General features: G+C 72.9%; 18 protein-coding genes. 12 read left to right on the top strand and 6 right to left on the bottom strand.

From position 1 onward, the window contains the following. Nucleotides 1-78: 78 nt before the first annotated feature. Complete coding sequence (locus tag ACIP64_RS10335) at nt 79-1,134, bottom strand: LacI family DNA-binding transcriptional regulator (protein WP_401583647.1); 1,056 nt, start codon at nt 1,132-1,134, stop codon at nt 79-81. A 299-nt stretch (nt 1,135-1,433) separates the two neighbouring features. Here ACIP64_RS10335 and ACIP64_RS10330 point away from each other — a divergent pair, with 299 nt between their 5' ends. From ACIP64_RS10330 to ACIP64_RS10315, 4 genes are read left to right on the top strand one after another with little or no spacing between them, the layout of a single operon-like run. Next, nucleotides 1,434-2,717 (top strand): ABC transporter substrate-binding protein, encoded by a 1,284-nt coding sequence (locus ACIP64_RS10330; RefSeq protein ID WP_401583645.1) that lies wholly within the window; start codon nt 1,434-1,436, stop codon nt 2,715-2,717. 42 nt (nt 2,718-2,759) lie between these two features. Beyond that, complete coding sequence (locus ACIP64_RS10325) at nt 2,760-3,659, top strand: carbohydrate ABC transporter permease (RefSeq protein ID WP_401583644.1); 900 nt, start codon at nt 2,760-2,762, stop codon at nt 3,657-3,659. Next, the gene (locus tag ACIP64_RS10320) at nt 3,656-4,573 is read left to right on the top strand and encodes a carbohydrate ABC transporter permease (protein WP_401583642.1); all 918 of its coding nucleotides are present in this window, start codon (nt 3,656-3,658) and stop codon (nt 4,571-4,573) included. The genes ACIP64_RS10325 and ACIP64_RS10320 overlap by 4 nt, the downstream gene beginning before the upstream one ends. Further along, nucleotides 4,570-7,248, top strand: a complete 2,679-nt coding sequence (locus ACIP64_RS10315) for a hypothetical protein (protein ID WP_401583640.1) — start codon at nt 4,570-4,572, stop codon at nt 7,246-7,248. The genes ACIP64_RS10320 and ACIP64_RS10315 overlap by 4 nt, the downstream gene beginning before the upstream one ends. Nucleotides 7,249-7,468: 220 nt before the next feature. Here ACIP64_RS10315 and ACIP64_RS10310 read toward each other — a convergent pair whose 3' ends face one another. After that, complete coding sequence (locus ACIP64_RS10310; protein WP_401583638.1) at nt 7,469-8,185, bottom strand: SDR family oxidoreductase; 717 nt, start codon at nt 8,183-8,185, stop codon at nt 7,469-7,471. Between the two features lie 53 nt (nt 8,186-8,238). Then, a complete protein-coding gene (locus tag ACIP64_RS10305) occupies nt 8,239-9,099 on the bottom strand; it encodes a DUF427 domain-containing protein (protein ID WP_401583636.1) in 861 nt (286 codons plus the stop codon). Between the two features lie 137 nt (nt 9,100-9,236). Between ACIP64_RS10305 and ACIP64_RS10300 the strand changes: the two genes are divergently transcribed. From ACIP64_RS10300 to ACIP64_RS10290, 3 genes are all read left to right on the top strand, one after another. Continuing rightward, nucleotides 9,237-9,833, top strand: coding sequence for a CGNR zinc finger domain-containing protein (locus tag ACIP64_RS10300; protein ID WP_401583635.1), 597 nt, complete (start codon nt 9,237-9,239; stop codon nt 9,831-9,833). 287 nt (nt 9,834-10,120) lie between these two features. Further along, nucleotides 10,121-11,455, top strand: a complete 1,335-nt coding sequence (locus ACIP64_RS10295; protein ID WP_401583633.1) for a PP2C family protein-serine/threonine phosphatase — start codon at nt 10,121-10,123, stop codon at nt 11,453-11,455. A gap of 235 nt (nt 11,456-11,690) precedes the next feature. Next, on the top strand, nt 11,691-14,588 hold the full coding sequence (locus ACIP64_RS10290) for a M4 family metallopeptidase (RefSeq protein ID WP_401583632.1): 2,898 nt from the start codon (nt 11,691-11,693) through the stop codon (nt 14,586-14,588). 63 nt (nt 14,589-14,651) lie between these two features. Here the strand turns inward: ACIP64_RS10290 and ACIP64_RS10285 are convergent, their stop codons facing one another. Then, on the bottom strand, nt 14,652-15,491 hold the full coding sequence (locus ACIP64_RS10285; protein ID WP_401583630.1) for a patatin-like phospholipase family protein: 840 nt from the start codon (nt 15,489-15,491) through the stop codon (nt 14,652-14,654). Between the two features lie 191 nt (nt 15,492-15,682). Here ACIP64_RS10285 and ACIP64_RS10280 point away from each other — a divergent pair, with 191 nt between their 5' ends. The 3 genes from ACIP64_RS10280 to ACIP64_RS10270 are packed head-to-tail and all read left to right on the top strand — an operon-like array spanning nt 15,683 to nt 18,398. Then, nucleotides 15,683-16,624: a metal ABC transporter solute-binding protein, Zn/Mn family gene (locus ACIP64_RS10280; RefSeq protein WP_401583834.1), complete on the top strand. Its 942-nt coding sequence runs from the start codon at nt 15,683-15,685 to the stop codon at nt 16,622-16,624. Further along, on the top strand, nt 16,621-17,514 hold the full coding sequence (locus ACIP64_RS10275) for a metal ABC transporter ATP-binding protein (protein WP_401583628.1): 894 nt from the start codon (nt 16,621-16,623) through the stop codon (nt 17,512-17,514). The genes ACIP64_RS10280 and ACIP64_RS10275 overlap by 4 nt, the downstream gene beginning before the upstream one ends. A gap of 14 nt (nt 17,515-17,528) precedes the next feature. Continuing rightward, nucleotides 17,529-18,398, top strand: a complete 870-nt coding sequence (locus ACIP64_RS10270) for a metal ABC transporter permease (RefSeq protein WP_401583831.1) — start codon at nt 17,529-17,531, stop codon at nt 18,396-18,398. Here ACIP64_RS10270 and ACIP64_RS10265 read toward each other — a convergent pair. Beyond that, complete coding sequence (locus ACIP64_RS10265; protein ID WP_401583627.1) at nt 18,325-19,221, bottom strand: alpha/beta fold hydrolase; 897 nt, start codon at nt 19,219-19,221, stop codon at nt 18,325-18,327. The two genes, ACIP64_RS10270 and ACIP64_RS10265, sit on opposite strands and share 74 nt — an antisense overlap. 307 nt (nt 19,222-19,528) lie before the next feature. Here ACIP64_RS10265 and ACIP64_RS10260 point away from each other — a divergent pair, with 307 nt between their 5' ends. Together ACIP64_RS10260 and ACIP64_RS10255 are read left to right on the top strand one after the other, a co-directional pair. Continuing rightward, the gene (locus tag ACIP64_RS10260; protein WP_401583625.1) at nt 19,529-20,641 is read left to right on the top strand and encodes a PP2C family protein-serine/threonine phosphatase; all 1,113 of its coding nucleotides are present in this window, start codon (nt 19,529-19,531) and stop codon (nt 20,639-20,641) included. 116 nt (nt 20,642-20,757) lie between these two features. Further along, the gene (locus ACIP64_RS10255) at nt 20,758-21,651 is read left to right on the top strand and encodes a LysR family transcriptional regulator (protein ID WP_401583623.1); all 894 of its coding nucleotides are present in this window, start codon (nt 20,758-20,760) and stop codon (nt 21,649-21,651) included. Nucleotides 21,652-21,690: 39 nt separating this feature from the next. Here ACIP64_RS10255 and ACIP64_RS10250 read toward each other — a convergent pair whose 3' ends face one another. After that, nucleotides 21,691-22,923, bottom strand: a complete 1,233-nt coding sequence (locus tag ACIP64_RS10250) for an MFS transporter (RefSeq protein WP_401583621.1) — start codon at nt 22,921-22,923, stop codon at nt 21,691-21,693. Nucleotides 22,924-23,378 lie beyond the last annotated feature (455 nt).

The raw sequence follows: 23,378 nt of genomic DNA, 5'->3' as shown, positions 1-23,378 counted from the left end.
TGGCCGGTCCGCATGAGGGGAGACAACGTTATCGTCCGATGTCTCGGTCAACTACGGGCCCGTACGGCGCCCGTGACGTCAGGGCGCCGATTCGCCCGACCCGCGCCGGATCAGCCGGGTGGAGACGATGACCGTACGGGTCGGGCGCGCCCGGTTCGCGCGCCGCGCCGTGAGCAGTTCGATCGCGGTGCGGCCGATCTCCTCGTCGCCCTGGGCGACGACGGTGACCCCCGGGCGCAGCAGGTCGGCGAGGCCGAAGTCGTCGAAGCCGACCAGGGCGATACCGCCGAAGTCCGCGCCGAGCGCCCGGATGACGGCGACGGTGGTGCTGAAGTTCCCGGTGACCAGGGCGGTCGCCGGGTCGGGCCGGTCGCGCAGGGCGGCCAGCGCGGCGGTGACGCGGGCCGGTTCGACGGGGCCGGGGTGGACCATGCCGTCGAGGGGCCGGCCGATCCCGGTCAGCGCGTCCCGGAAGGCGGTCGCGCGCTCGCGCCCGGTGTGGATCCGTTCGTCGTCGCCGATGTAGCCGATCCGCCGGTGGCCCTGCGCGGTCAGGTGCGCGAACGCCTGGGCTATGCCGCCGCGGTTGTCGGTGAGCACGGTGTCCACGTCCAGGCCGGCGGCCGGGCGGTCGAAGGCGACCACGGCCAGGCCCGAGTCGATCTCGGGCTGGAGGTAGTGGTGGTCCTGGGCGATCGGCTCGATGATGATGCCGTCCATGCGGCGCCGGCACATGGACATCACGGCGTCGCGCTCGCGTTCCTCGTCGTCCTCGGTCGACATCGCCACCACGGTGAGGCCGGCGGCCCGGGCGGTCTCGTCGATCGCCCGCAGCACCGGGTGCGCGTCGGCGATGTGACGGACCGCCGCGCCTATCGCGCCGCTGCGGCCGCTGCGCAACTGCCTTGCCCGCTCGTCGGGTTGGTAGCCGAGCCGGTCGACGGCCGCCCGGACCCGCTCGGCGAAGTCGTCGCCGACCGTGGTGTCGCCGTTGACCACGCGCGACACCGTGCGCAGCGCCACGCCGGCCTCGCGGGCCACGTCCACCATCGTGGGGCGGCGCGGCCGGTGCGGGCTGGTCCTGGTGGTCTCGGCAGTCTCGGCGGTCTCGCCGGCGGCGTCAGGTCCGGGCACGTGGCTTCCCCTCTCGCGGTTCTCTCGTTCCCCTGCGTCCGCAGTCTTCCCGGGAGTTCCCCGGTTCCCCTGCCGGGGCCGTCCGGACCGGCCGGAGTGTGTTCCGGAACCGGTCCGCGGTCCTCGGAGGACTTGACGTGCTGTCGGAGAACTCTACTGTATGGGGCGAGACAACGTTATCCCACCGTCGGGATGCGGTCGTTCGCCGCTGCCGCGGGGCGCCGGCGGCCGGTGCGCGCCGTTTCCCGGAGGGCCAGGTGCCTGTCTCCCGACAACTCCACACCCGGAAAGGGACCGCCATGCCCAGAAGAACGGCCCTCGGCAGGCGCAGCACCGCTCTCCTCGCAGTCGCCGGACTCTCCCTGCTCGCCGCCTGCTCCTCCACCGCCTCCGGAGGGGCCGGCGGCAACGCGCTGACATACCTGACGTTCAACACCCCGACCCTGACACCGGCGTTCTGGACCGACTCGATCGCCAGGGCGCAGAAGGCCGCGCCGGATGTGACGATCAAGCAGGTCGTGGCACCCAGCACCGACCGCGACTCCTACGCCAAGCAGCTGCAGGCCTCCGGCCAGTTCCCCGACCTGCTCCAGTCGATCACCCCCGCGCAGTACACCGAGGCCGGCCTGCTCACGCCGTACGACCAGGCCTGGATCGACCAGAATTTCCTGCTGCCGCAGGGCAACGCCATCAAGGGCAAGGTGTACATCCCGCCGACCAACTCGCAGATCATCCCGCTGGTCTTCTACAACAAGAAGCTCTTCCAGAAGGCCGGCGTCACCCCGCCGGCGACCTGGAAGCAGTTCCTCGCGGTGTCGGAGAAGCTGAAGGCGTCCGGCGTGACCCCCCTCGAACTGGGCGGCAACGACCCGTTCGCCGCGGGGATGCCGCTGACCGGCGCGCTCAGCGCCGACGTGCTGGGCAAGAACCCGCAGTGGATCCAGCAGCGGCACGCGGGCAAGGTGAGGTTCACCGACGCCGACGTCGTGGCGGCCGCGACCAAGATGCGCACCCTGGTGAAGAAGGGCTACTTCCAGGAGGGCGCGCTCAACGTCAGTTACGCCGACTCCATCAAGGACTTCAACGCCGGCAAGGCGGCCATGTACCCCATGGGCAGCTGGTACCTCGGTGCGATCCCCAAGGACCAGTGGGACACCATCGGCGTCTTCCCCTGGCCGACCGACGACGGATCCACCGTCGTGCCGTTCGCCGTCGGCGGCTCGATGGCGATCAGCAGCAAGGCCAAGGACGCCAAGGGCGCCATGGCCTTCGCCAAGGCGTGGTCGCTCGACGCGGGCAACCTCAAGGCCCTGATCGAGGGCGACGGCGCCTTCCCCATGCTCAGGGACAAGACCCTCGACGACTACGGCGTCAACGTCAGCCCCGCCTTCACCGACTCCTACGCCTTCGTGACCAAGGACAACACCAAGGTCAGCGCGATCGGCTGGGCCACCAACGACGACGCGCTGCCGGGCTCGCTCAACAACGAGTTCTACGCCGCCGCCCAGGCCCTGTTCAACACCGACGACGTCAAGGGCGAGATGGCCAAGCTCGACCAGGCGTGGGACTCCGCGACGAAGTGATCTGACGGTCCGTCAGGCACTCCCAACGAAAGGAGAAGGCGGGTGAAACCGCTGTCGACGTGGTTCCGCGAAGCCTCGCAGGACCTCGGGCTCCGTCTGATCGCCGGGTTCGGCCTGCTGCTCTACACAGTGTTCATCGTCGTCCCGGTCCTCATGAGCCTGCGCAGCAGCTTCACCGACGAGAACCCCCTGAAAGCCGGCAGCGACTGGATCGGGTTCGGCAACTACACCGAGATGCTGCACGACCCGCAGCTGCGCGCCAGCGTCCTGTTCACCCTGGCACTGGCCGTCGGAGTGACGGCCGTGGCCAACGTCGCGGGCCTGCTGCTCGCCGTGCTGCTCGACCGGACCGCGCTCACCTACCGGGTGCTGCGCACCGTGGCCTTCCTGCCGCAGGTGGTCTCCGGGGTGATCGTCGGCTTCGTGTGGAAGGCGATCTTCACCCAGGGCGGCCTGCTCAACGACACACTGATCAAGCTCCATGTCATCGGCGAGCCGGTGGACTGGCTCGGCAGGCCGCACCTCGCCCAGCTGTCGGTGGGCATCGTGGTCGCCTGGGTGCTCTCCGGCTTCACCACCGTGGTGTACCTCGCGGCCCTGCAGAACATCCCGCGGGAGCTGTACGACGCGGGCTCCATCGACGGGGCCACCGGCACGCAGCAGTTCCGGATGATCACGCTGCGGATGGTGGCCCCGGCCACGACCATCAGCGTGACCATCTCGCTGATCACCGTGCTCAAGCTCTACGACATCATCCAGGTCCTCACCTCCGGCGGCCCCGCCAATGCCACCCAGTCCACCGCGCAGTACATCGTGAAGACCGCGTTCACCACCGACCGGTTCGGCTACGCCTCGGCCGTCGCCATGTTCCTGCTGGCACTGTCCGCGGTCATCGCCCTGTCCGTCACGAGCATCCTCCGCCGCAGGGAGATCGACCTTTGACCGTCCAGCACGCCCCCGCCCGCCCCACGACGCGCCGCCGGCAGAGGCCGGAGCGGCCGGCTGCCGCCCCCGGGCGGACCGGGCGGTACCGCGGGCTCCGTTCCCCGGTGCGGCTGACCGCCGCGGTCGTCGTGGTGCTGCTCTTCGTCAGCCCCATCTACCTGACCGTCGTCAACGCCTTCAAGACCGAGGAGGCCATCGTCGCCAACCCGGCGGCGCCCCCGGTCCACCCCACGCTCGGCAATCTGTCCACCGCACTCGGCCGTCCGGACCAGCTCATCCAGCTCGGGCTGCGCAACTCGCTGATCGTCGTGCTCTGTTCGGTGCTGCTGCTGATCCCGCTCGGCTCGGCGTTCAGCTTCTGGATCTCCCGCCGGCGCACCCGCCCGCGGGCGGCGATCCTGGCGGTCCTCGCGGCGGGGCTGATGATCCCGCCGCAGGTCGTGCTGCTGCCGACCATCAGGATCCTGACCTTCCTCGGCCTCGACCACTCGTATCCCGGGCTCGTCCTGTCCAACCTCGGCGGCGGCTACTTCTCCTTCGCGGTCTTCGTCTACGTCGGCTTCATGCGCGCGGTGCCGGACGAGGTCGTGGAGGCGGCACGGCTGGACGGGGCGGGAGGGCTGCGGATCTGGTGGACGATCGTCATGCCGCTGGTCCGGCCCGCCACCGCCACCGTGGCGATCTTCCTGTCGCTGTGGATCTGGAACGACTTCCTCAACCCGCAGTTCATCCTCGGCCCGCTGCAGGGCCAGACCATCACCACCGGTCTCTATCTCTCCGTGGGGCAGTACCAGATGGATTACGGACAGCTGTTCGGCATCATGTTCCTCGCCGGGATCATCCCGGTGGCCGGCTACCTGCTGATGCAGAAGCAGTTCGCCGCCGGGCTCACCGCGGGATCGGCCAAGTGAGCGCGACGCCGCGGACCGCGGCGCCCGCTCCGGCCCCCGGCCCCGTACCGGCCACCGCGGGGGTGCCCCCGCTGGACGGACTCGCCGGCGACTGGATACCCGCCGACCGGCTTGCGCACCTGCCCAGCCTCCGCAACCAGTGGGGGCAGGGGCATGTGAACGCCGATCTGACATCGTTGTCCTGGCTGGCTTTCCCGCCGTACAGCGGCGGCTACCACACCGGCGTGCTGCGGATCGACGGCCGCCCGCTCGCCGCGGAGCGGCTGCGCTGGTCCCCGTGGGGTGTCGAACGCGAAGCCACCCTGGGCGCGTTGACGCTGCACACAGAGGTGCGGATGGGCTACGAGCGCAGTCGGCTGCTGTGGCGGATCACGCTGCGCAACACCTCCGCCCAGGCCGTGCGCACCCGCGTCGAACAGGAACTCCTGGCGATGTTCGCGCACCACGGGACGGACTGGGGCTGGCTGTACGGCACCCCGTGGAACCACGGCCACCACCACGACTTCTACGCCACGGAACGCCTGCGGGCCGAGGTCCTGGCCGACCGGCCGCGTCAGGTGCAGACCCTGCCGCACGGCGAGCGGTGGCTGCGGCTCGGCTCGCCGCGCATCCCCGGCATCCAGCGGGACGAGGACGCGGCGCCCATGCTCCTGGAGTCCGAACTGCCCGACCACTCCGCCCCGGACGCCGACCGCGTCCGCGAGCCCGGCGCCCCGTGCCTGGTGGACCGGCTCGAGGTGCGGCGGCCGGACGGCACGGTCACCCCCGTCGGCACGGAAGGCGCCGGCTGGACCGTGCGGCCCGGCACCGACCTGCGTGTCGGGACCACAGCCCTCGGCGCCGGGGACGTCCTTGCCTTCCGGGTGCGCGTCGACCGGGCCGCCGCCCACGGGATCGTGATCACCCACGGCAACCATCCCGACTCCGCGACGATCGGCCTCGACGAGGGCCGCCCCTTCCTGCGCATCGGCGGTGAACAGGTGTGCGCCGACGTGGCGTTGACCCCCGGGCGGTGGCACCGGATCGCACTCCGCCTCGGCGACGACGGCGCGAGCCTGGAGGTCGACGGCACGGAACGCGCCCGCACCCGGCCCTGGTGGGAAGGGCAGCGGTGGACGGCCCGGGTGACGGACGGTGCCTTGTGTGTGGCCGACTCCCGCAGCCCGGCGCGGTCGGCGTACGCCTTCGCCGAGCCGCCCGCCACCCTGACCGCGAACGGCGCCCGCGGGCTCGCGCACTGGGACCTCCGGCTCGCGCCCGGGCAGGCACACGTGCTGGAGTTTGTCCTCGACATCGGGACGTCCCGGGAGGAGACACGCGGCGCGGCCACCGCGACCGCACACGCCTTCGAGGCGGGCTTCGCGGGGATCGCGGAGCGGTGGCGGACCACCTGGCGACACGCCTTCACCCCGGGCAACCCGGAGTTCTCCGGCCACCTGCCCACCCTGCACACCGACGACGCCGACCTCGCGCGCACCTACTACCTGGGCGCGCTGCTCGCGGTCTACCTGCGCAACACCCGGGTGTCCCGGACCGGTCCGGTCTTCCTCACCGGGGGGCCGCGCCTCGGCCCCACCACGACCTTCTTCTGGGACCAGTCCGAATTCGCCCGCACCGCCGCCCTGCTGGAACCCCGCGGCCTGCGCGCCTGGCTGCTGGCCGCCCTCGCGCAGCCCTACGACCACTGCCACTCCTTCGACACGCACAACCTGTTGCCGGTGGGCAACCACTACGCCGCCAACGACCACGCCCTCTTCCGCACGGTCACCGCGTACGTCACCGTCACCGGTGACACCGGCCTCCTCGCCGAGCGGGCCGGCGACCGCGGCGTGCTGGACCACCTGCGCGCGATGGCCTTCCGGCCGCGCGAGCGGCGCGCGCGGTACGCGGACGGCATCCTGGCCGATCTGGGCTCGGACGCCTGGGAGTTGCTGGAGTGCGTGCCGAACTACCGGGACGCCGTGGTCTCCTTCAACGCCGGGTACGCCGGCATGCTGCGCTCGCTCGGCACACTGCTGCGGTCGGTGGGCAGCGACGCGGAGGCCGCGGAGGCCGAGGCGGAGGGCGCGGAACTGGCCCGCGCGGTGCTCGGCCAGTACGCGGGCGACGGGCGCTGGCGCATCAGCCACCCGCAGGGGACGGACGTCATCGGGCACTGCCTGGACTTCGTCCTGGTCGCCGCCGACATGACCGGCGACCTCACCCCCGCGCACCGCGAGGAGATGGTCGGGTTCGTCACCGGGCGGCTGCTCGACGGCGACTGGATGCGCGCCCTGGACCCGCGCGACCCCGTCGCCCCGTTCTCCGACCGCCCCGACCACGGTGCCGCGGGCGCCTTCGCCGCCTGGCCCGGCGCGACCGCGTACGGCCTGTGCCGCCTCGGCCGTCCCGACCTCGCCGCGGGCATCCTCCGCCGGGCGCACCGCACGACCTCCGGTGCCCTGTGGGGCCAGGCCATGGAGGTGACCCCGGACGGCAGCTACCGCGTCGCCGAACGCGGCGTCTCCAACCGCGAGAGCGTGGCCGCGGTCGCCGTCACCGAGGCGGTGCTCGGGGGGCTCTTCGGCATCGCGGCGGAGGTGCTCCGGCCCGGTGGGCCACCCCTGGAGAACGCCTTCGGACGGCTCACCGACGTACGCGCGGCCGGACACGGCCTGCCGGACGGCGACGCCTGACCCGGTGCCCTGCCGGTGTGCCCGAGCCCATGGGGCCACCGGTCTTGAGCCCGGTGGTGCGCAGGGGACATCTCGTCGGGCGTGGCAAGTGGACGGCACCGCGCGCTGCCGCGCGTAGGGGCGGGGCGGTCGAGTGGGCTGGCGGAGCGGCTGGTTCGCAGCACGGCGACATCACCGGGCCGGCCGCCCGGGAGTGCGGCCGGCCCGGTCGGGACGCCGGTCAGACGAGCGGCTGCCCGCCGTCGACGGGCAGGCAGACGCCCGTCAGGAAGGTGTTGGTCATCGCGAAGACCGCCGCGTGGGCGACGTCTTCGGGGGTGCCGATGCGCCCGACGGGATTGGCGGCGGACAGCCGGGCGAAGAAGTCGCTCTTCTTCTTGTCGCCGAGCGCGTCCCACGCGCCGGTGTCGACGGTGCCGGGGGAGACGGCGTTGACCCGGATCGGGGCGAGTTCGACCGCCAGCGAGCGGGTGACGGTGTTGACCGCGCCGTTCGTCGCGGCGACGCCGATGAAGCCCGGGTCGGGTTCGAGCGCCGCGACACCGGAGAGCAGGACGAACGAGCCGTCCCCCGGCATCCGCGACGCGAAGTGCTTGGCCAGCATCAGCGGTCCGACGACCTTGGTGTGGAAGGACAGCACGATCGCCGCCGGGTCCAGTTCGCCCACCAGGCCGCGGGCGCGCGCGGAGGCCGCGGACACGATGTGGTCGACGGCGCCGAGGTCCTCGGCCAGCGCCGCGATCGACGCCTCGTCGGTGAGGTCGACGTGACGGACCGTCACGCCGGTGCCGCAGTAGGCCTCCTCGAGGCCGGTCACCGAACGGCCCGCCGCCACGACGCGCGCGCCCTCGGCGAGCGCCGCGTCGGCGACGGCCCGGGCGATCCCGCTGCCGCGGCCGACCACGAGTACGGTCCGGTCCTTGAGGGATGTGGGCATGGGGATCTCCTTGGTGGTCGGGAGGGGGCGGCCGGCGCGCCGTCCCCGGGATGTCAGGCGCCGCGGACCTCGGCGGCGTCCAGGCCGCGGTCCACGCCGTGGGGGACGACCTGCTGGCCGGGTTCGAGGACGAGCCGTTCGCCGTCGAGCAGCACCTCGACCTTGTCGGGTTCGAACGAGACGAGTCCGCCCACCCGCGCGACCTCGGGATAGGCGTCGCGGTACGACCACGCGGCCTTCCGCGAGCCGCCGATGTCGTAGTAGTCGGCGAGGCCCTTGTAGGGGCAGAACGTCTGCCCCTCCGCCGGGTTGAGCGCGGTCTCGTCGACGTCCGCGCGCGGCACGTACCAGCGGGGCGCGAACCCGGACTCGTACAGCACCACCGGATGCTCCGAGCGGGCCACGACACGGTCCTCGGAGCGCACCTCCAGGGTGCGGGAGGTGTCGCGGATGTCGATGCGGTGGTAGGCGTCGGCGGCGTGCCCGAGGATGCGTTCGTCCTCCTCGTAGAAGGCGTCCATCGCCCGCCAGGCGAAGGCGACGCGCCCTTCGAGTTCGCTCGCGTGGTCCGGTAGGGCGGTCAGTTGCCAGGCGGCGCGCTCGGTCCGCCGGTCGCCGGCCCGCACCGTGAACCAGGAGGTCTCGCCGAGGTCCTGGTGGCGGGTGGTGCGGTCGGTGGGGATCAGCGCGTCGTCCCGGACGGCGGTCCGCGGGAAGTAGGCCACCGGATAGCGGCCGGGCTCGTGGAGCAGGACCACGTCCTCGCTGTCGGCGATCCACTCGCCCGCGTACCGGACCCGCATGCGGCGGCGCAGCCGTTCGGCGAACAGCATCCGCTCGGGGAGGGGGTCCGGGACCAGGAAGCGCCCGAGCCTGGTGGTGGAGAGCGGTCCTTGCTGCCATGACAGTCCCATGGCGGTCCCTCTTCCGTGCTCGATGACTAATGCTTCAATCGACAGTAGTTCCGTTAGGTCGTGGAGGCAATGCCGACCGGACTGTGTCGTGCAGGTGCGGGGTGGACCTCACCGTGACTAATGGGTAGCATCAATACGTGAGCATTCAAGTAAGCGTCGAGGAGCTCCAGGCCGCGGGCTTCCCCATGGGGGGCGAGCCCCTGGTCGCGCTGGATCTCGCCGACACGGTGATGATGGTCGCCGAGCCGCCCGTCGACCTCATCGAACCGTCCGCCGCCGCCACCGCCTGGTGGGACATCCAGTCCCGCCGGCTCCCCCCGGGCCCGGTCCCGGCCCCGGGGGCGACGCGCAGGCTCCGCGCCGCGATCCGCGAGGTGCTGGACGCCCATCTGGAGGACCGTCCCGCCGACGCCGCCGCCGTGGACGACATCAACGCGGCGGCCGCGGCGGTGCCCGCCAGCCCGCGCCTGGTCCTCACGGGCGACGGGCCGCGCGCCGCCACCCGCTGGCACACCGAGCACGGCGGCAACGCCGCACTCGCCGCCATCGCGGGCGAGGCCGTCGCCCTGCTGGGCAGCCCCGACCGGCTGCGCCTGCTGCGGCGCTGCGCGAACCCCGAGTGCTCGATGCTGTTCCTCGCCGAGAACCGGCGCCGCAAGTGGTGCACCAGCAACATCTGCGGCAACCGCGCCCGCGTCGCACGCCATTACGCCCGTACCCACGCGGCGGGCTGACCCCTCCCGGCCGCCGTGGGCCATGCCGGTGATGTGCCCGGCCGCCCCGACTGGCCCCTACCGCGCCCGTGTGCATGGGCCGGGCCGTCGCGCCCCGGCGCACCGGGGCGCGGCGCCGCCGGCCGCCGCCCGGACGTCCAGGCGCGCGCCGCCACCCTGATGGCGGTGCGGCGCGCGGTGGCGGACCGCGCGGGCACCGCCGAAGCTTTTGTTCTGCATCGTGGTGTCTGGTGGTGTCGTGTGCGCTTCCTGCCGTTGTCGGATCGTCGTGGGCGAGTGTCGCTGCTATGGGTGAGGTGAGTGGCGCCGGGCGGGACCCTGGCGAACTGGGACACGCGTGGTTCCCGCTGGATCCCGGCCTGGAACGGATCTCGACCGAGCTGAACGACCTGGCGCGGGCCCAGCGCAGGCTCCAGCTGCTGATGGCGGCGATGCTGGCGATCAGCCGCGAGCTCGATCTCGAAGTCGTGCTGTCCCGCATCGTGTCGGCCGCGGTGGACGTGGTCGGGGCGCGCTACGGGGCGCTCGGCGTGCTCGACGCCAAGGGCGAGGCCCTGGGGGAGTTCCTGACCGTCGGCCTGGACGAGTCCGAGAAGGAACGCCTGGCCGGTACCGAACTCCCGCGCGGCCGCGGTCTGCTCGGCTACCTCATCCACCACCCCGAGCCGCTGCGCGTGGCCGACATCGCCCGGCACCCCGACTCGGTCGGCTTCCCGCCGGGCCACCCGAAGATGCGCACGCTGCTCGGCGTGGCCATCAGCGTGCACCAGCAGGTCTACGGCAACCTCTACCTCTCCGAGCGCCTCGACGGAAACCCCTTCGACGAGTCCGACGAGGCGATGCTGGTCGCACTGGCCGGGGCGGCGGGCGTCGCCATCGAGAACGCCCGCCTCTTCGAGCGCGTCCGCGACCGCAACGAGGAGTTCCAGCGCCTCTTCCTGCCCGGCCTGCCCGACCTGCGCCCCGTCGAGGCGGCCGCCGTGTACCGGCCCCCCGTGCAGCCCGAGCACATCGGCGGCGACTGGTACGACGCCGTCCTGCTGCCCGACGGCTCCTGCGCCGCCGTCGTCGGCGACGTCGCCGGCCATGACCTGCGGGCGGCCGCCTCGATGGCCCAGACCCGCAGCATGCTCCGTGCCCTGCTCTACGAACTGCGCACACCGCCGAGCGCCGTCCTGTCCCGGCTGGACACCACGCAGGACGCCTTCGAGGAGCACTCCGTGACCACGGCCTGCCTGGTCCGCATCGAGACCAGGGGCCCCGACGCGTGGACCCTGCACTGGAGCACGGCCGGCCACCCGCCGCCGCTGCTCGTCACCCCGGACGGCCACGCCCGCTATCTGGCCCCCGAGCCGGACCTGCCCCTCGGTGTCGACATCTCCGAGCGCCGGCACGACCACGCCCACCGCCTCGAACCCGGCTCCACCGTCGTGCTGTACACCGACGGGCTGGTCGAGCACCGCGACGTCCCCGTCGACATCGGGCTGCGGGCCCTGGCGCAACTCGCCTCGGCCAACTTCCACCTGCCGGTCGACCGGTTCTGCTCGGTCATCGCCGACCAGCACCCGAGCGACGGCCACGACGACCTGGCCGTGCTCGCGCTGCGCACTCCCTCGGACTGAGACCGGCCGCCACCTCCGACGTGTCGCGTGCCCTCGCGCGTTCCGGCGCCCGCGCCTGACGGACACCCGGCCTTCGCACCTGCGCAATTGCGCGTACTCCCACGGGATCTTCTCTTGTCATGCGCGCGTGAGGCGACAAAGGTCGGGGCGAGCCGCGGGCGCGATGGTGCGCCATGCATCTGCTGTCCCACTACCGGGCCCGGGTTCGCACCGGGCCGTCGGAGGCACGTTGTCCATGTCATCTCGTACACGGCGCACGCCCGTTCACAGACCCGGCCGCGCCGGCCTCGCCGCCCTGCTCGCCGTCACCACGGCGCTGGGTGTCGCGGGCCTGACCTCTCCCGTACACGCCGAGGAAGCGGCACCGGCCGCGCCGACCGGGACCCAGCCGACTCCCGACACGGCGACTCCCGCGCTGGTGGAGGGACTTGACGACGCGGTGGACGCGTCGGCGCCGGCCGCCGAGGCGGCGCGGTCGCACCTGGCCGGGCACCAGGAGCGGTACCGGATCCCCGCACCCGACCGGGACCTGGTCACGGAGTCGGTGACCACGGAGACCGACGGGACGGAGACCGTGCGGCTCGACCAGAAGTACCGCGGTGTGCCGGTCCTGGGCGCTCAGTACGTGGTGCGCATGACGCACCGCGACGGGAAGCGGACCGTCACCGGCACCTCCGGGGCCTACTTCGCCGCCCTGGACGTCGACACCGCCCGGCCCGCCCTCCCCGCGGCCACCGCCGTCCGGAGCGCCGTCGAGGAGATCCGGTCCGGACTGGCCCGCGGCGGCTACCGCCCGGCCCACTCCAAGTCCGCCGCGGACGACCTGTCGGGCACCGACCGCGGCCTGACCGTCCTGCCGGTCGGCAAGGGCGTGCTCGCCCGTCATGTCACCGTGCGCGGCACCGACCCCGTCAGCCGCACGCCGCTCGTCCAGGAGGTGTACGTCGACGCCGCCACCGGCGTCGCGCTCTTCCAGTCCGGCGGCCTTCCGACCTTCGCGGCCCCGTCGCCCGCCGCCTCCGCCGTCGGCACCGAGGGCACGTCGATGCGGACCGGCAAGCCGGCCACTCCCGGCGCCGGTTCGGGGAGCGTGACCGGCAGCGGGACCCTGCTGGGCGGCAGGACCGTGCCGCTGTACCTGACCAAGGACGCCGCCACCGGCCAGTACCTGCTGCGCGACACCGCGCACATGGCGGACAGCAAGCAGCACGGCGTCATCCAGACCTGGGACGCCTCCAGCGTCTGGTACCAGGACGTCTCCGGCGCGTGGCCCGAGAGCGTCGTCCCGTTCGTCTCGCCCACGCCGAAGGTGGGCCCCGAGTTCACCGAGACCGGGGCGGTCGACGCGCACTGGGCGGCGGGCCAGGTGTACGACTTCTACCGCGACACCTTCAAGCGCGACAGCCTCGACGGCAAGGGCATGACCATCAACTCCCTGGTCGGCGTGACGGACTTCGGCTCCCCGTTCGTCAACGCCTTCTGGGACCACACCAAGATGGTCTACGGCACCGGCGACGACGAGTACCGCTCGCTCGCCTCCGACCTCGACGTCGTCGGCCACGAGATGACCCACGGCGTGGTCGAGCACACCGCGAACCTCGTCTACGCGGGCCAGTCCGGCGCCATGAACGAGGCGATCGCCGACTACTTCGGCAACACCATCGACGTCACCGTCAACCACACCCCGATGACCGACCCCGACGCGGGGCTCATCGGCGGCGACTTGTGCCGCACCCGCACGCCGCGGCAGTGCGCCTTCCGCGACCTCAACGACGGTGCCACCACGGCCAAGTTCCTCGGCCTGCCGCTCGGCTCCTCGTACGACAACGGTGGCGTGCACATGAACTCCACCATCTTCAGCGGCGCCCTGTGGGACATCCGCGAGCGCCTGGGCGGCACACTCGCCGACCGCATCGTCTACCGCGCCCTGACCTCCTACATAGCCCCGCTCGACGGGTTCGACGAGGGCCGTGACGCGGTCGTCGCCGCGGCCCGGTCGCTCGGCGTCAAGGGCAGCCAACTGGCCGTCGTCAAGGGCGCCTTCGACGCCCACGGCATCGTCCCCGGCTGGGAGAAGTCCCTCGGCCTGGACAGCGACGTCCTCATGGGCCGGGTCGGCACCCTGATGTCGTACACCGGCAGCGGCAACAACCCCAGCGCGGGCAACGGCTGGTGGGCGGCGCCGAAGTCCAGCGCCGACAGCCTGGCCCCGTACGCCGTCTGGGTGGGCCGCACCGATGGCTCCGGCAAGCCCCGCCAGGTCTCCCCGGACGACGGCCGCTCCCACCTCAGCCCCGTCACCGACGGCAAGCGCGTGGTCTGGGTGGCCGTCGGCGACCTCGTCTCCCCTGACGACCCCTACACCCGCACCTACGACATCCTGGCCGCGCCGGTCACCGGCGGGAAGCCGAAGACGCTCTTCAGCACCACTGCCGAGATCAGCGGCCTCAGCGTCGACGGCGACACCGTGGCGTGGTCGTACCGCGAGGCGTCGTCCGGCCGCCAGCGGGTCTTCTACCTCAAGGGCGGCGCGACCGTCCCGCGCAAGGTTCCGCTCAGCCGCGAGGAGAACCAGGCCGCGGAGCCGTCGGTGCGCGACGGGCGCATCGCGTACATCCAGGACGGCCTGTTCGACGGCGTCTACGGAGTCGCCGTCGAGGTGTACGACATCGCGGCCGGCACCACCACGATGCTGGGCGCACCCTCGCAGCCGGAGTGGATGAGCGCCCCGGTCGTCACCGCCTCCGGGGTCTACTGGGTCATCGACACCGACTACACCGACGACGACTTCACCACGCTGCGCCGGGCGGACATCGACGGCTCCCATGTCACCGACCTGATCCCGGAGAAGAGCGCGCACCCGGTCCGCGCCTACGGGCTGACCGCCTCGGACACCGCGGTCACCCTCACGGTCTACGCGTCCTGGAGCCAGGTCTTCGACGACTACAACGACTCCCTGGCCAAGCTCTACCAGTTCACCCCGAAGGGCGCCCCGCTCGGCCGGGTCTCGTGCAGCCACGGCCAGCAGGCCAACGCGGCCGCCGACACCGGCCGGCGTGTCCTGTGGCTGGACACCACGACCACCGACACCGATCTCGTGACCCGCAACCGCCCGGCGGGCACCTGCTCCTGACCCTTTCCCCCAGGTGGGCCCCCGCAGCGACGTGCCGCTGCGGGGGCCCACTGCCGTGCACCGTCAGCGGCTCCACGGGAGCCGGAGCGCGCGCCCCTGCGCGCGGCCCGCTTCGGCGGAGGGCCGGCGCGTGGACGGGTCCAGCGGGCTCGTGCCGATGGCCGCGAGCGAGGCCTCGTCCGGTTCGACGACCGCGACCTCGGCGCCGCCGGCGCGCAGTTCGCGGACGGCCCGCTCCAGGGGTACCTCGGTCGGGAACAGATCGGTGCTCCCCAGCGGCGCCAGCACCAGGACCCGGGAGGCGCCCCCGGCGTAGTCGGCGTTGGTGGCCGACCGCACACCGCCGTCGACGTAGCGGTGCCCGCCGATGGTGGCGGGCGGCCAGACGCCCGGCACGGCGCAGCTCGCCGTGACGGCGTCGACCAGGCTCACGCCGGACGTGTTGTCGAAGACGTGGGGCTCGCCGGTCCCGGCCTCCACGGCGACGATCCTGAGTGTGCGGCCGGGCCACGCGTGCGAGGGGAGGCGCCCCTCGACGACCTTGCGGCGCACTTCCTCGGTCACCGTCCCGGTCTCCAGCGCGAACCTGCCCACCGCGCGGCGTATGTCCGCGACGCCGGTGGCGTTCTGCAGCGAACCGCCGATCCGCTCGCCGAGGGTCGTCAGGTCCACGTCGACCATGATCTCCGCGGACTGGAGCCCGGGCTCGGTCTGCCGGGCGTACAGCTCCTCCAGGGGCAGCCCGCTGCCCAGTTGGGCCGCGACGGCGGAACCCGCCGACGTCCCCACGACCACCTCGGCCCCGGAGACGTCCTGACCCGTGTCCGCGAGCCCGGCCAGCAGCCCGGTCAGCCATGCGATCCCGGCGACCCCTCCGCCGCCGAGCACCAGTGCCTCGGTCATGTCCCGCCCTCCCGTCGTGTCGGGGGTCCCGGGTGATCCCCGCACCATCCTCCCCCCACCGGCTGCGAGCGGCGCGGAAGTGCTTATCGGAAATGAAAACCGTTTGTGTATAGTCCTCGCCAGAGCCCGCCACGCACCGCGCCGTGCCGGGCCGCCACCCCTTGCCCAGCGCGTCGGAGGAATCCATGTCCCTGCCCACGTCACCGTCCCGGCTCCTGGCCCTGAGTGCCGGACTCTGCCTCGCGGTCCTCGCCGCCGGGTGCGGCACCACGGAGGACACCGCGTCGCCCGCGGCCGCGTCCTCCGGCTCGGCACCGTCCGCGAACGTGCCGGTGGTCGCCTCCACGAACGTCTACGGGGACATCGCCCGCAGCATCGGCGCCGGGCGGGTCACCGTCACCTCGATCATCAGCAGTCCCGACCAGGACCCGCACTCCTACGAGGCGGGCACGCAGAACCAGTTGGCGCTGTCGAAGGCCAAGGTTGTGATCGAGAACGGCGGCGGCTACGACGACTTCGTCGACCGCATGCTGCGCAGCGCGGGCAACGGCTCCGCCCGTGTGATCAACGCGGTGAAGGTGTCGGGCAAGACCGCCCCGCCCGGCGGTGAGCTGAACGAGCACATCTGGTACGACTTCCCCTCCGTCGCCGCGATCGCCGACGAGATAGCCGGGGCGCTCGCCGGGGCCGACCCGGCGGGCGCGAGCGACTACCAGGCCAACGCCGCCGCGTTCAAGGCGAAGCTGGAGCCGCTGATGGCGAAGGAGGCCGACATCAAGGCGGCGCACGCCGGCGAGGCCGTGGCCATCACCGAACCGGTCCCGCTGTACCTGATCGACGCCAGCGGCCTGCGCAACGCCACACCCCCGGACTTCAGCGAGGCGGTCGAGGAGGGCGACGACGTCTCCCCGCGGACGCTGCAGGACACCCTGGCGCTGTTCACCGGGAAGAAGGTGAAGGCGCTGGTCTACAACGAGCAGACCTCGGGCCCGCAGACCGAGAAGGTCCAGCAGGCCGCCGAGGCGGCCGGTGTCGCGGTCGTCCCCGTCACCGAGACGCTGCCGGAGGGCAAGGACTACCTCGGCTGGATGACCGCCAACGTCGACGCGCTCGCCGCCGCGCTGGGCGCATGAGCGACCCGGCCGCGGCCCGCATCCCCCCGGCCCGCCAGGGCCGTTCCCCGGAAGGCGGCACCGGCGACACCGCCGCGGCCCCGGTGATCAGCCTGCGCGGTGGCGCGCTCGCCTACGGCACGCGCGTGCTGTGGGAGGGGCTGGACCTCGACGTGCAGCCCGGTGAGTTCCTCGCCGTCCTCGGTCCCAACGGCGCGGGCAAGACCAGTCTGGTGCGCGCACTGCTGGGCCAGCGGCCCCTGTCCGCAGGGACGTTGACCGTACTCGGCGAACCCCCGCGCAGCGGCAGCCGGCACATCGGCTACATCCCGCAGCAGGCCGCGCTGTCCGCGCAGACCATGCTGCGGGCCCGGGACCTGGTGCGCCTCGGCATCGACGGCCATGTCTTCGGACCGCGCCGGTCCGGCCGCGCGGTGCGCCGCCGGGTGGACGAGGTGCTGCGCTCGGTCGGCGCCGAGGCCTACGCGGACGAGCCGGTCGGCCTGCTCTCCGGCGGTGAGCGGCAGCGCGTACGGGTCGGGCAGGCGCTGGCGGGCGATCCGCGGATCCTGCTGTGCGACGAGCCGCTGCTCTCCCTGGACCTGCACCACCAGCGGGCGGTGACCGGGCTCGTCGACGCCCGGCGCCGTTCGCACGGCACCGCCGTGGTGTTCGTGACGCACGAGATCAACCCGGTGCTGGCCGCGGCCGACCGCGTCCTCTACCTCGCCCGCGGCGGCCACCGCGCCGGGCCCCCGGACGAGGTGCTGACCTCGGAGTCGCTGTCCGAGTTGTACGGGACCCGGGTCGACGTCGTCCGCGTCGGCGGCCGTGTCACGGTCGTCGGCGCGCCCGACGAGACGGCCGCCCCTCCGCACCACGCCGAACCGCCCGAACAGACACGGAGATGACCGACATGACAGGCGTGACGCTCGCCGACGGCCTGTGGCAGCAGGTCTTCGTCTTCGACCACTACGGCGAACTCCTGCCCCTGGTCCGCAACTCCCTGATCGCCGGTGCGGTGATCGGACTGGTCGGCGGGCTGGTGGGAGTCTTCGTGATCATGCGCGACCTGCCGTTCGCCGTCCACGGGATCAGCGAACTGTCCTTCGCCGGGGCCTCGGGCGCCCTGCTGCTCGGCGTGAACGTGGTGGCGGGCTCCATCGTGGGCTCCCTGGCGGCGGCCGGCGCGATCGGCGTGCTCGGCGCGCGGGCCCGGGAGCGCAATTCGGCGATCGGCATCATCATGCCGTTCGGGCTCGGCCTGGGCGTGCTCTTCCTCGCGCTCTACAAAGGCCGCGCCGCCAACAAGTTCGGCCTGCTCACCGGGCAGATCGTGGCCGTCGACACCCCGCAGACGACCTGGCTGATCGGCACGTCCGTGCTCGTCCTCGCCGCCCTGGCGGTGATGTGGCGGCCGCTGACGTTCGCCAGCGCGGACCCGGAGGTCGCGGCCGCCCGCGGCGTGCCGCTGCGCGGGCTGTCGCTCGCCTTCATGCTCGCCCTGGGGGCGGCGGTCGCGCTGTCGGTGCAGATCATCGGGGCGCTGCTGGTCCTGACCCTCGTTGTCACCCCCGCCGCGGCCGCGGCGCGGGTGACCGCCTCACCGGTTCTGCTGGCGGTGCTGAGCGCGGGATTCGCCGTCCTCTCGATCGAGGGCGGCATCCTCCTCGCGCTCGGCAGCACCATCCCCATCAGCCCCTACGTCACGACGATCTCGTTCACGATCTACGGCTGCTGCCGTCTGGCGGGCCGTCGCCGCCCGCGGCGGGCAGTGCGTCCCAGAACGCCGTGAGGGCGGCCGCCGTGGCGGCCGGCTGCTGGAGGTTCGGCGAGTGCTCGGCGTCCGCCACGACGGTCCGGCGGGCGCCGAGCCGGCGGGCCATGTCCGCGAGGAGGTCCGGCGCCCAGGCGTCGTCCCGGTCGCCGTACAGCACGTGCACCGGCAGCGCCGCGACGGCGGCCAGCTCGTCGGTCCGGTCGGGCTCCTCCAGCAACCGGGCCCCGGCGACGCGGAGTTGCACCGGACTGTTGCGCAGCCAGCGCTGCCGCAGGAGCTCGGTGTCGGCCGGCGTCGTGGCGGACGGCTTGAGCTGCTGCATCACGTCCCAGATCTGCTGCATGGTCATGGTCGCCAGGGCGTCCAGCAGCAGCTTCAGCAGGAAAGCGCGCTCGTCGCCGACCTCCGCGGGGCCGGACGACATCAGCGTGAGGGACAGGAACGGGCGGCGGTCGGTGAGGACGGCGGCGCGGGCGACCTGTCCGCCCATCGAGTGGCCGAGCAGGTGCACGGGCACGGCCAGCGCCTCCGCCTGGGCCAGGACGTCGGCCACCAGGGCCTCCTGCGCGTACGCGGACTCCTCGTCCGGGCCCGCCGTCGCGTCCTGGCCGCGGCCGTCGACGGCGACCGCGCGGTAGCCGGCGCCCGTCACGGCCCGCAGCAGGGGGATGAACTCGTCCTTGCTGCCGGTGTAGCCGGGCAGCAGCAGGACGGTGCCCCGGACCGGGGCCTCGGGAGCGGCCTCCAGGGCCGCGAATTCACCCCGCCGGGTCGGCAGCGTCGTACGGCGGGCCCCGGGCGGCAGGGCGAAGAGGGAGAGCGATGTTTCGTCGGACACCTGCGAAGCCTATGCGGCCGCCTTCCCGCCGCCCGCACGGGCAGGCCCTTGCGCACGCCTGCGCGGCGGCCCGGGGGAGGGCCCGTCGCGCACCGGACGGTGACAGGCACACCAATGGGCCCTCTGCGGCTGGGATGTGAGGGACTGTCAGCTCTCGGTGATACTTCCCTCGGCTGCTCGTGACCCGAGTCCGCGGGGGCGGCTGCTCCGGCCGCCTGCGCGGCCGCACTCACTCTGGGCCACCCTCACCCCTGGGCCGCGAGGCTGCTGTTGAACTCTTTATGCCGATATGATGCGTTTCGTGGTCATGCGCAGACAGTTACGGGGCAGCAGCCCCCGCCGCGTCGGCCGGTGGCGGGCGGCCCTGCTGCCGCCGGTGCTGCTGACCGTCCTGATCGCCGTCCTGGCGTTCGCCACACCGCGCGAGATCGCCTTCAGCCGGCTGCTGCCCACCGCGCCCGCCCTCGCGGCCGCGATGTGGCCTGTCATCCCCACGATCCTGCTGGGCGTGTGCTGCCTCCTGGTCATGATCGGCGTCGGCATGGTCTACCCCGACCTCGGGACCCCGTACACGGGCGCCGCGATCGTCGCGGTCACGCTGGCGGCCGCCTACGCCAGCCACGTCCGGCTCCAGCGCGAGGAAGCCCTCTTCCAGGTACGGCTCGTCGCCGACGCGGCACAGCAGGTGCTGCTGCGACCACTGCCGCACCGCATGCAGTCCGTCGAGATCGAGTCGCTGTACCTGGCCTCGCAGGAGCAGGCCAGGATCGGCGGCGACTTCTACGAGGCGGCCGACACCCCGCACGGTGTGCGGCTGCTGATCGGCGACGTACGCGGCAAGGGCCTGTCGGCGGTGGGCGCGGCGGCCGCCATCACCGCCTGCTTCCGCGACAGCGCCCACGACGAGCCCGATCTGATGGACATCCCGCCGCGCCTGGAGACCAGCATCGCCCGGCACAGCGCCACCTTCCCGGGGCCCGATCTGCCGGAACGATTCGCCACCGCCGTCCTCGCCGAGATCCCGCACGGCAGCGGCCACGTCAGGATCCTGAACTGCGGGCACCCCCCGCCGCTGCTGATCCACCGCGGCGAGATCCGCGTGCTGGAGCCCACGACACCGTCCCCGCCGCTCAACCTCGCGCGGCTCATCGGCGGCCGCTACTGGGTCGACACCTTCGCCTTCGACCCGGGTGACCAGCTGCTGCTCTACACCGACGGGGTCACCGAGACCCGGGACCGCACCGGTGCCTTCTTCCCGCTCGCGGACTGGATAAGGGGCCAGGGCCGCAGGTCGCCCCGCGAACTGCTGGACCGGCTCCACCAGGACCTGCTCCGCTACGGCGGGGGACGGCTCGGCGACGACATCGCCGCCGTCGTCGTCCAGTGCCACGGAGTCCGCGCCCGCGAACCCTCCGCGTGAACCTCGGCGCCCGCCCCGCCGCCCGGACCGGCGGATGCGATGATCACGGGTACGGGCCATCTCCCGCGGAGATGGCCGCCAGGGCCCGGGACACGCGAGGACGGTGGTGGGCGCCGATGGACCTGCGGCAGATGGAAGTGGTCGTCGCCGTCGCCGAGGAGGGCGGGTTCACCGCGGCGGCGCGGCGCCTGCACGTGGTGCAGTCCGCCGTGTCCGGGACGGTGCGCGCCCTGGAGAAGGAGCTCGGCAGCCCGCTCTTCGACCGTACGACGCACCGCGTCTCCCTCACCCCGGCCGGTGAGGCCTTCCTGCCCGCGGCCCGGACGGCGCTGCGGGCCGCGGCCGACGCGCGGGCCGCCGTCGACGCGGTACGGGGCGAACTGCGCGGGCGCGTCACCGTCGGCACGATGCAGGGGGTGTGGGCCGGACTGCACCATGCCCTCGCCAACCTGCGCCGGGACCATCCCGGTGTCAGCGTCCACCTGCGGCAGGCGGCCGTGGCCGACATCCGGCAGGCACTGCGCGAGGGGACCGTGGACCTGGCCGTCGTCGCGCTCGCCCGCGAGCAGCAGCGGGGCCTGGTGACCCGCCTGCTCTCGCGCGAGGACATGCTGCTCGTGGCCTCGCCCGCGCGTGCCTTCGCCGAGACCGACGTGGTGTCGCACGCGGAGGTGGCCCGGCTGCCCTTCGTCGACTTCTCGCCGGGGTGGGCGGTCCGGTACGCCGTCGACCGCTCGTTCCGCGCCGCCGGAGTGGAACGCGCCACCGCCTACGAGGTCAACGACATCGTCGCCGCCTCCGAGCTGGTCCGCCACGACCTGGGCGTGAGCATCATGCCCGCGTCCATCGCCGCCCGGTTCCCCGGCCTGGCGGTGCGGCGGTTCACCCACCACGTCCCGGCCTGGAAGGTGATGGTGGTCCGGCCGCAGGGCGAGCCGACCCCGGCCGTCGAGGCCCTGCTGCGGCACATCGAGCACATCCCCGCGGCGGGGACCGCCGGGCCGGGATGACACCGGCCGTCCCCGCCGCGGTCGCCCGCTCCGGGTGCCTCAGCCCGTGGCGCCCGGCCGCGGCCGCCGCAGCTCGGTGGCCCAGTAGGCCAGCGCGAGCAGCGGCAGGAGGGCGCCGAACGCGCTCACCGCCGTCCAGCCCGCGGCGTGGTAGGCGAGCGAGCCCAGCTGGGACCCGAGGGCGCCGCCGGTGAAGAAGATGGCGATGAAGGCGCTGTTGAGGCGGGCCCGTGCGCCGGCGTCGAGCTGGTACACGGTGTGCTGGCCGAGGATCATCGTGGTCTGCACGGCCATGTCGATCAGGATCGCGGCCAGCGCGAGCAGCACGATGTGGTGCCCGCCGAAGCCCGCCACGGCGAAGCCCACCGCCGCCACGGCGAACGCGGCCCCCGTCATGGGCCGCACCAGCCTGCGGTCCGCCCAGTGCCCGGCCAGCGGGGCCACGGCGGCACCGGCGGCCCCGACGAGCGCGAAGAGGGCCACGCCGATGGGCGAGTAGTGGAACCGGGGCCCGGTCAGGACGAAGGACACGGTGGTCCAGAAGGCGCTGAACCCGCCGAACATCGCCGCCTGGTAGAGCCCCCGGCGCCGTAGTGCGGGGTGCGTGCGCACCAGGCGTGCCGTCGACCGCAGCACCTGGAGGTACGGCATGGAGGTCGTCGGGGCGTGCTCCGGCAGGGCCACGCGCAGCGCCACCGCGAGCAGGGCCATCAGGACGGCGGAGCCCAGGTAGACGTAGCGCCAGCCGGCGATGTCGGAGACCAGGCTGCTGATGGTGCGCGACAGCAGGATGCCGGTGAGCAGCCCGCTCATGACGCGGCCGACGATCCGGCCCCGCGCGTGGTCGGGGGCCAGGCTCGCGGCGAAGGGCACGAGGATCTGGGCGACCACCGACGTGGCGCCGCTCACCAGGGACGCGAGCAGCAGCACGGGGAAGCTCGTCGCGAATCCGGCGACGGCCAGGGCCACCGTGGTGACGGCCAGCAGCACGGTGATGAGCCGGCGCTTCTCCAGCCGGTCGCCCAGCGGCACCAGGAACAGCATGCCGATCACATAGCCGACCTGCGTGAGGGTGATCAGCCCTCCGGCGGCGGTCGTACCGAGGTGGAAGACCCGGCTCAGCGAGGACAGCAGCGGCTGGGCGTAGTAGAGGTTGGCGACGGTCATACCGGTGGCGACGGCGAGCAGTGCGACCAGCCAGCCCGGCACACCGTGTACGTCCTTGCCGGACGCGGTGGTGCGCGGGCTCCGCTGTGCGGTTGTTGCGAGCACGGGTGCTGTCTCTCCTCGTACGGGAACCGCGTCGGGCGGTCCGGGTGGGGCTCTCCTGCGGGCGGGGCCGTTCGCCGGTTCCCGCCCTTCCGCCTGGTGCAGCGTCGGGGAGGGCTCGTCGCTTCCCATGCGGTGGAGATGAATGATGATGTCAGTCATCTCTGTGAGGGATGACCGGGCCCGGGGCCCGGGCCGGAGGCCTCACGGACCGAAGCCGATTTCCGCGCGACATGAAGTTGTCGCACGAACACTTTCCGTCACGACTCCGGGGCTCCGGTACGGGAAACGGGGTGCCCGCCGGTCGTCGGCGGGTCGGCGGTAGGCCGGCAGCGAGGCTCAACGCACCGTGGAACGACCGGACTTGGCGGGCGACGCAGCGGTGCGGCGCGCTGTACGCCCTTACGGGCACCGCTCACGCACGGTGAGTGATCAACTCGCTACTGAGCGTGGCGAAT

The sequence above is a fragment of the Streptomyces sp. NPDC088733 genome (genome assembly GCF_044751185.1).
Lineage (GTDB): Bacteria > Actinomycetota > Actinomycetes > Streptomycetales > Streptomycetaceae > Actinacidiphila.
The sequence above is the reverse complement of the archived record's forward strand: the minus strand, read 5'-3'. Positions and strand labels throughout refer to the sequence as shown.

Excerpts from the sequence above, each read along its gene's own strand:
- ACIP64_RS10305 (WP_401583636.1), bottom strand. The coding sequence starts at position 9,099 with ATGGGACTGTCATGGCAGCAAGGACCGCTCTCCACCACCAGGCTCGGG.
- ACIP64_RS10275 (WP_401583628.1), top strand. The coding sequence starts at position 16,621 with ATGAGCGACCCGGCCGCGGCCCGCATCCCCCCGGCCCGCCAGGGCCGT.
- ACIP64_RS10255 (WP_401583623.1), top strand. The coding sequence starts at position 20,758 with ATGGACCTGCGGCAGATGGAAGTGGTCGTCGCCGTCGCCGAGGAGGGC.
- ACIP64_RS10285 (WP_401583630.1), bottom strand. The coding sequence starts at position 15,491 with ATGACCGAGGCACTGGTGCTCGGCGGCGGAGGGGTCGCCGGGATCGCA.
- ACIP64_RS10330 (WP_401583645.1), top strand. The coding sequence starts at position 1,434 with ATGCCCAGAAGAACGGCCCTCGGCAGGCGCAGCACCGCTCTCCTCGCA.
- ACIP64_RS10295 (WP_401583633.1), top strand. The coding sequence starts at position 10,121 with ATGGGTGAGGTGAGTGGCGCCGGGCGGGACCCTGGCGAACTGGGACAC.
- ACIP64_RS10260 (WP_401583625.1), top strand. The coding sequence starts at position 19,529 with ATGCGCAGACAGTTACGGGGCAGCAGCCCCCGCCGCGTCGGCCGGTGG.
- ACIP64_RS10310 (WP_401583638.1), bottom strand. The coding sequence starts at position 8,185 with ATGCCCACATCCCTCAAGGACCGGACCGTACTCGTGGTCGGCCGCGGC.
- ACIP64_RS10290 (WP_401583632.1), top strand. The coding sequence starts at position 11,691 with ATGTCATCTCGTACACGGCGCACGCCCGTTCACAGACCCGGCCGCGCC.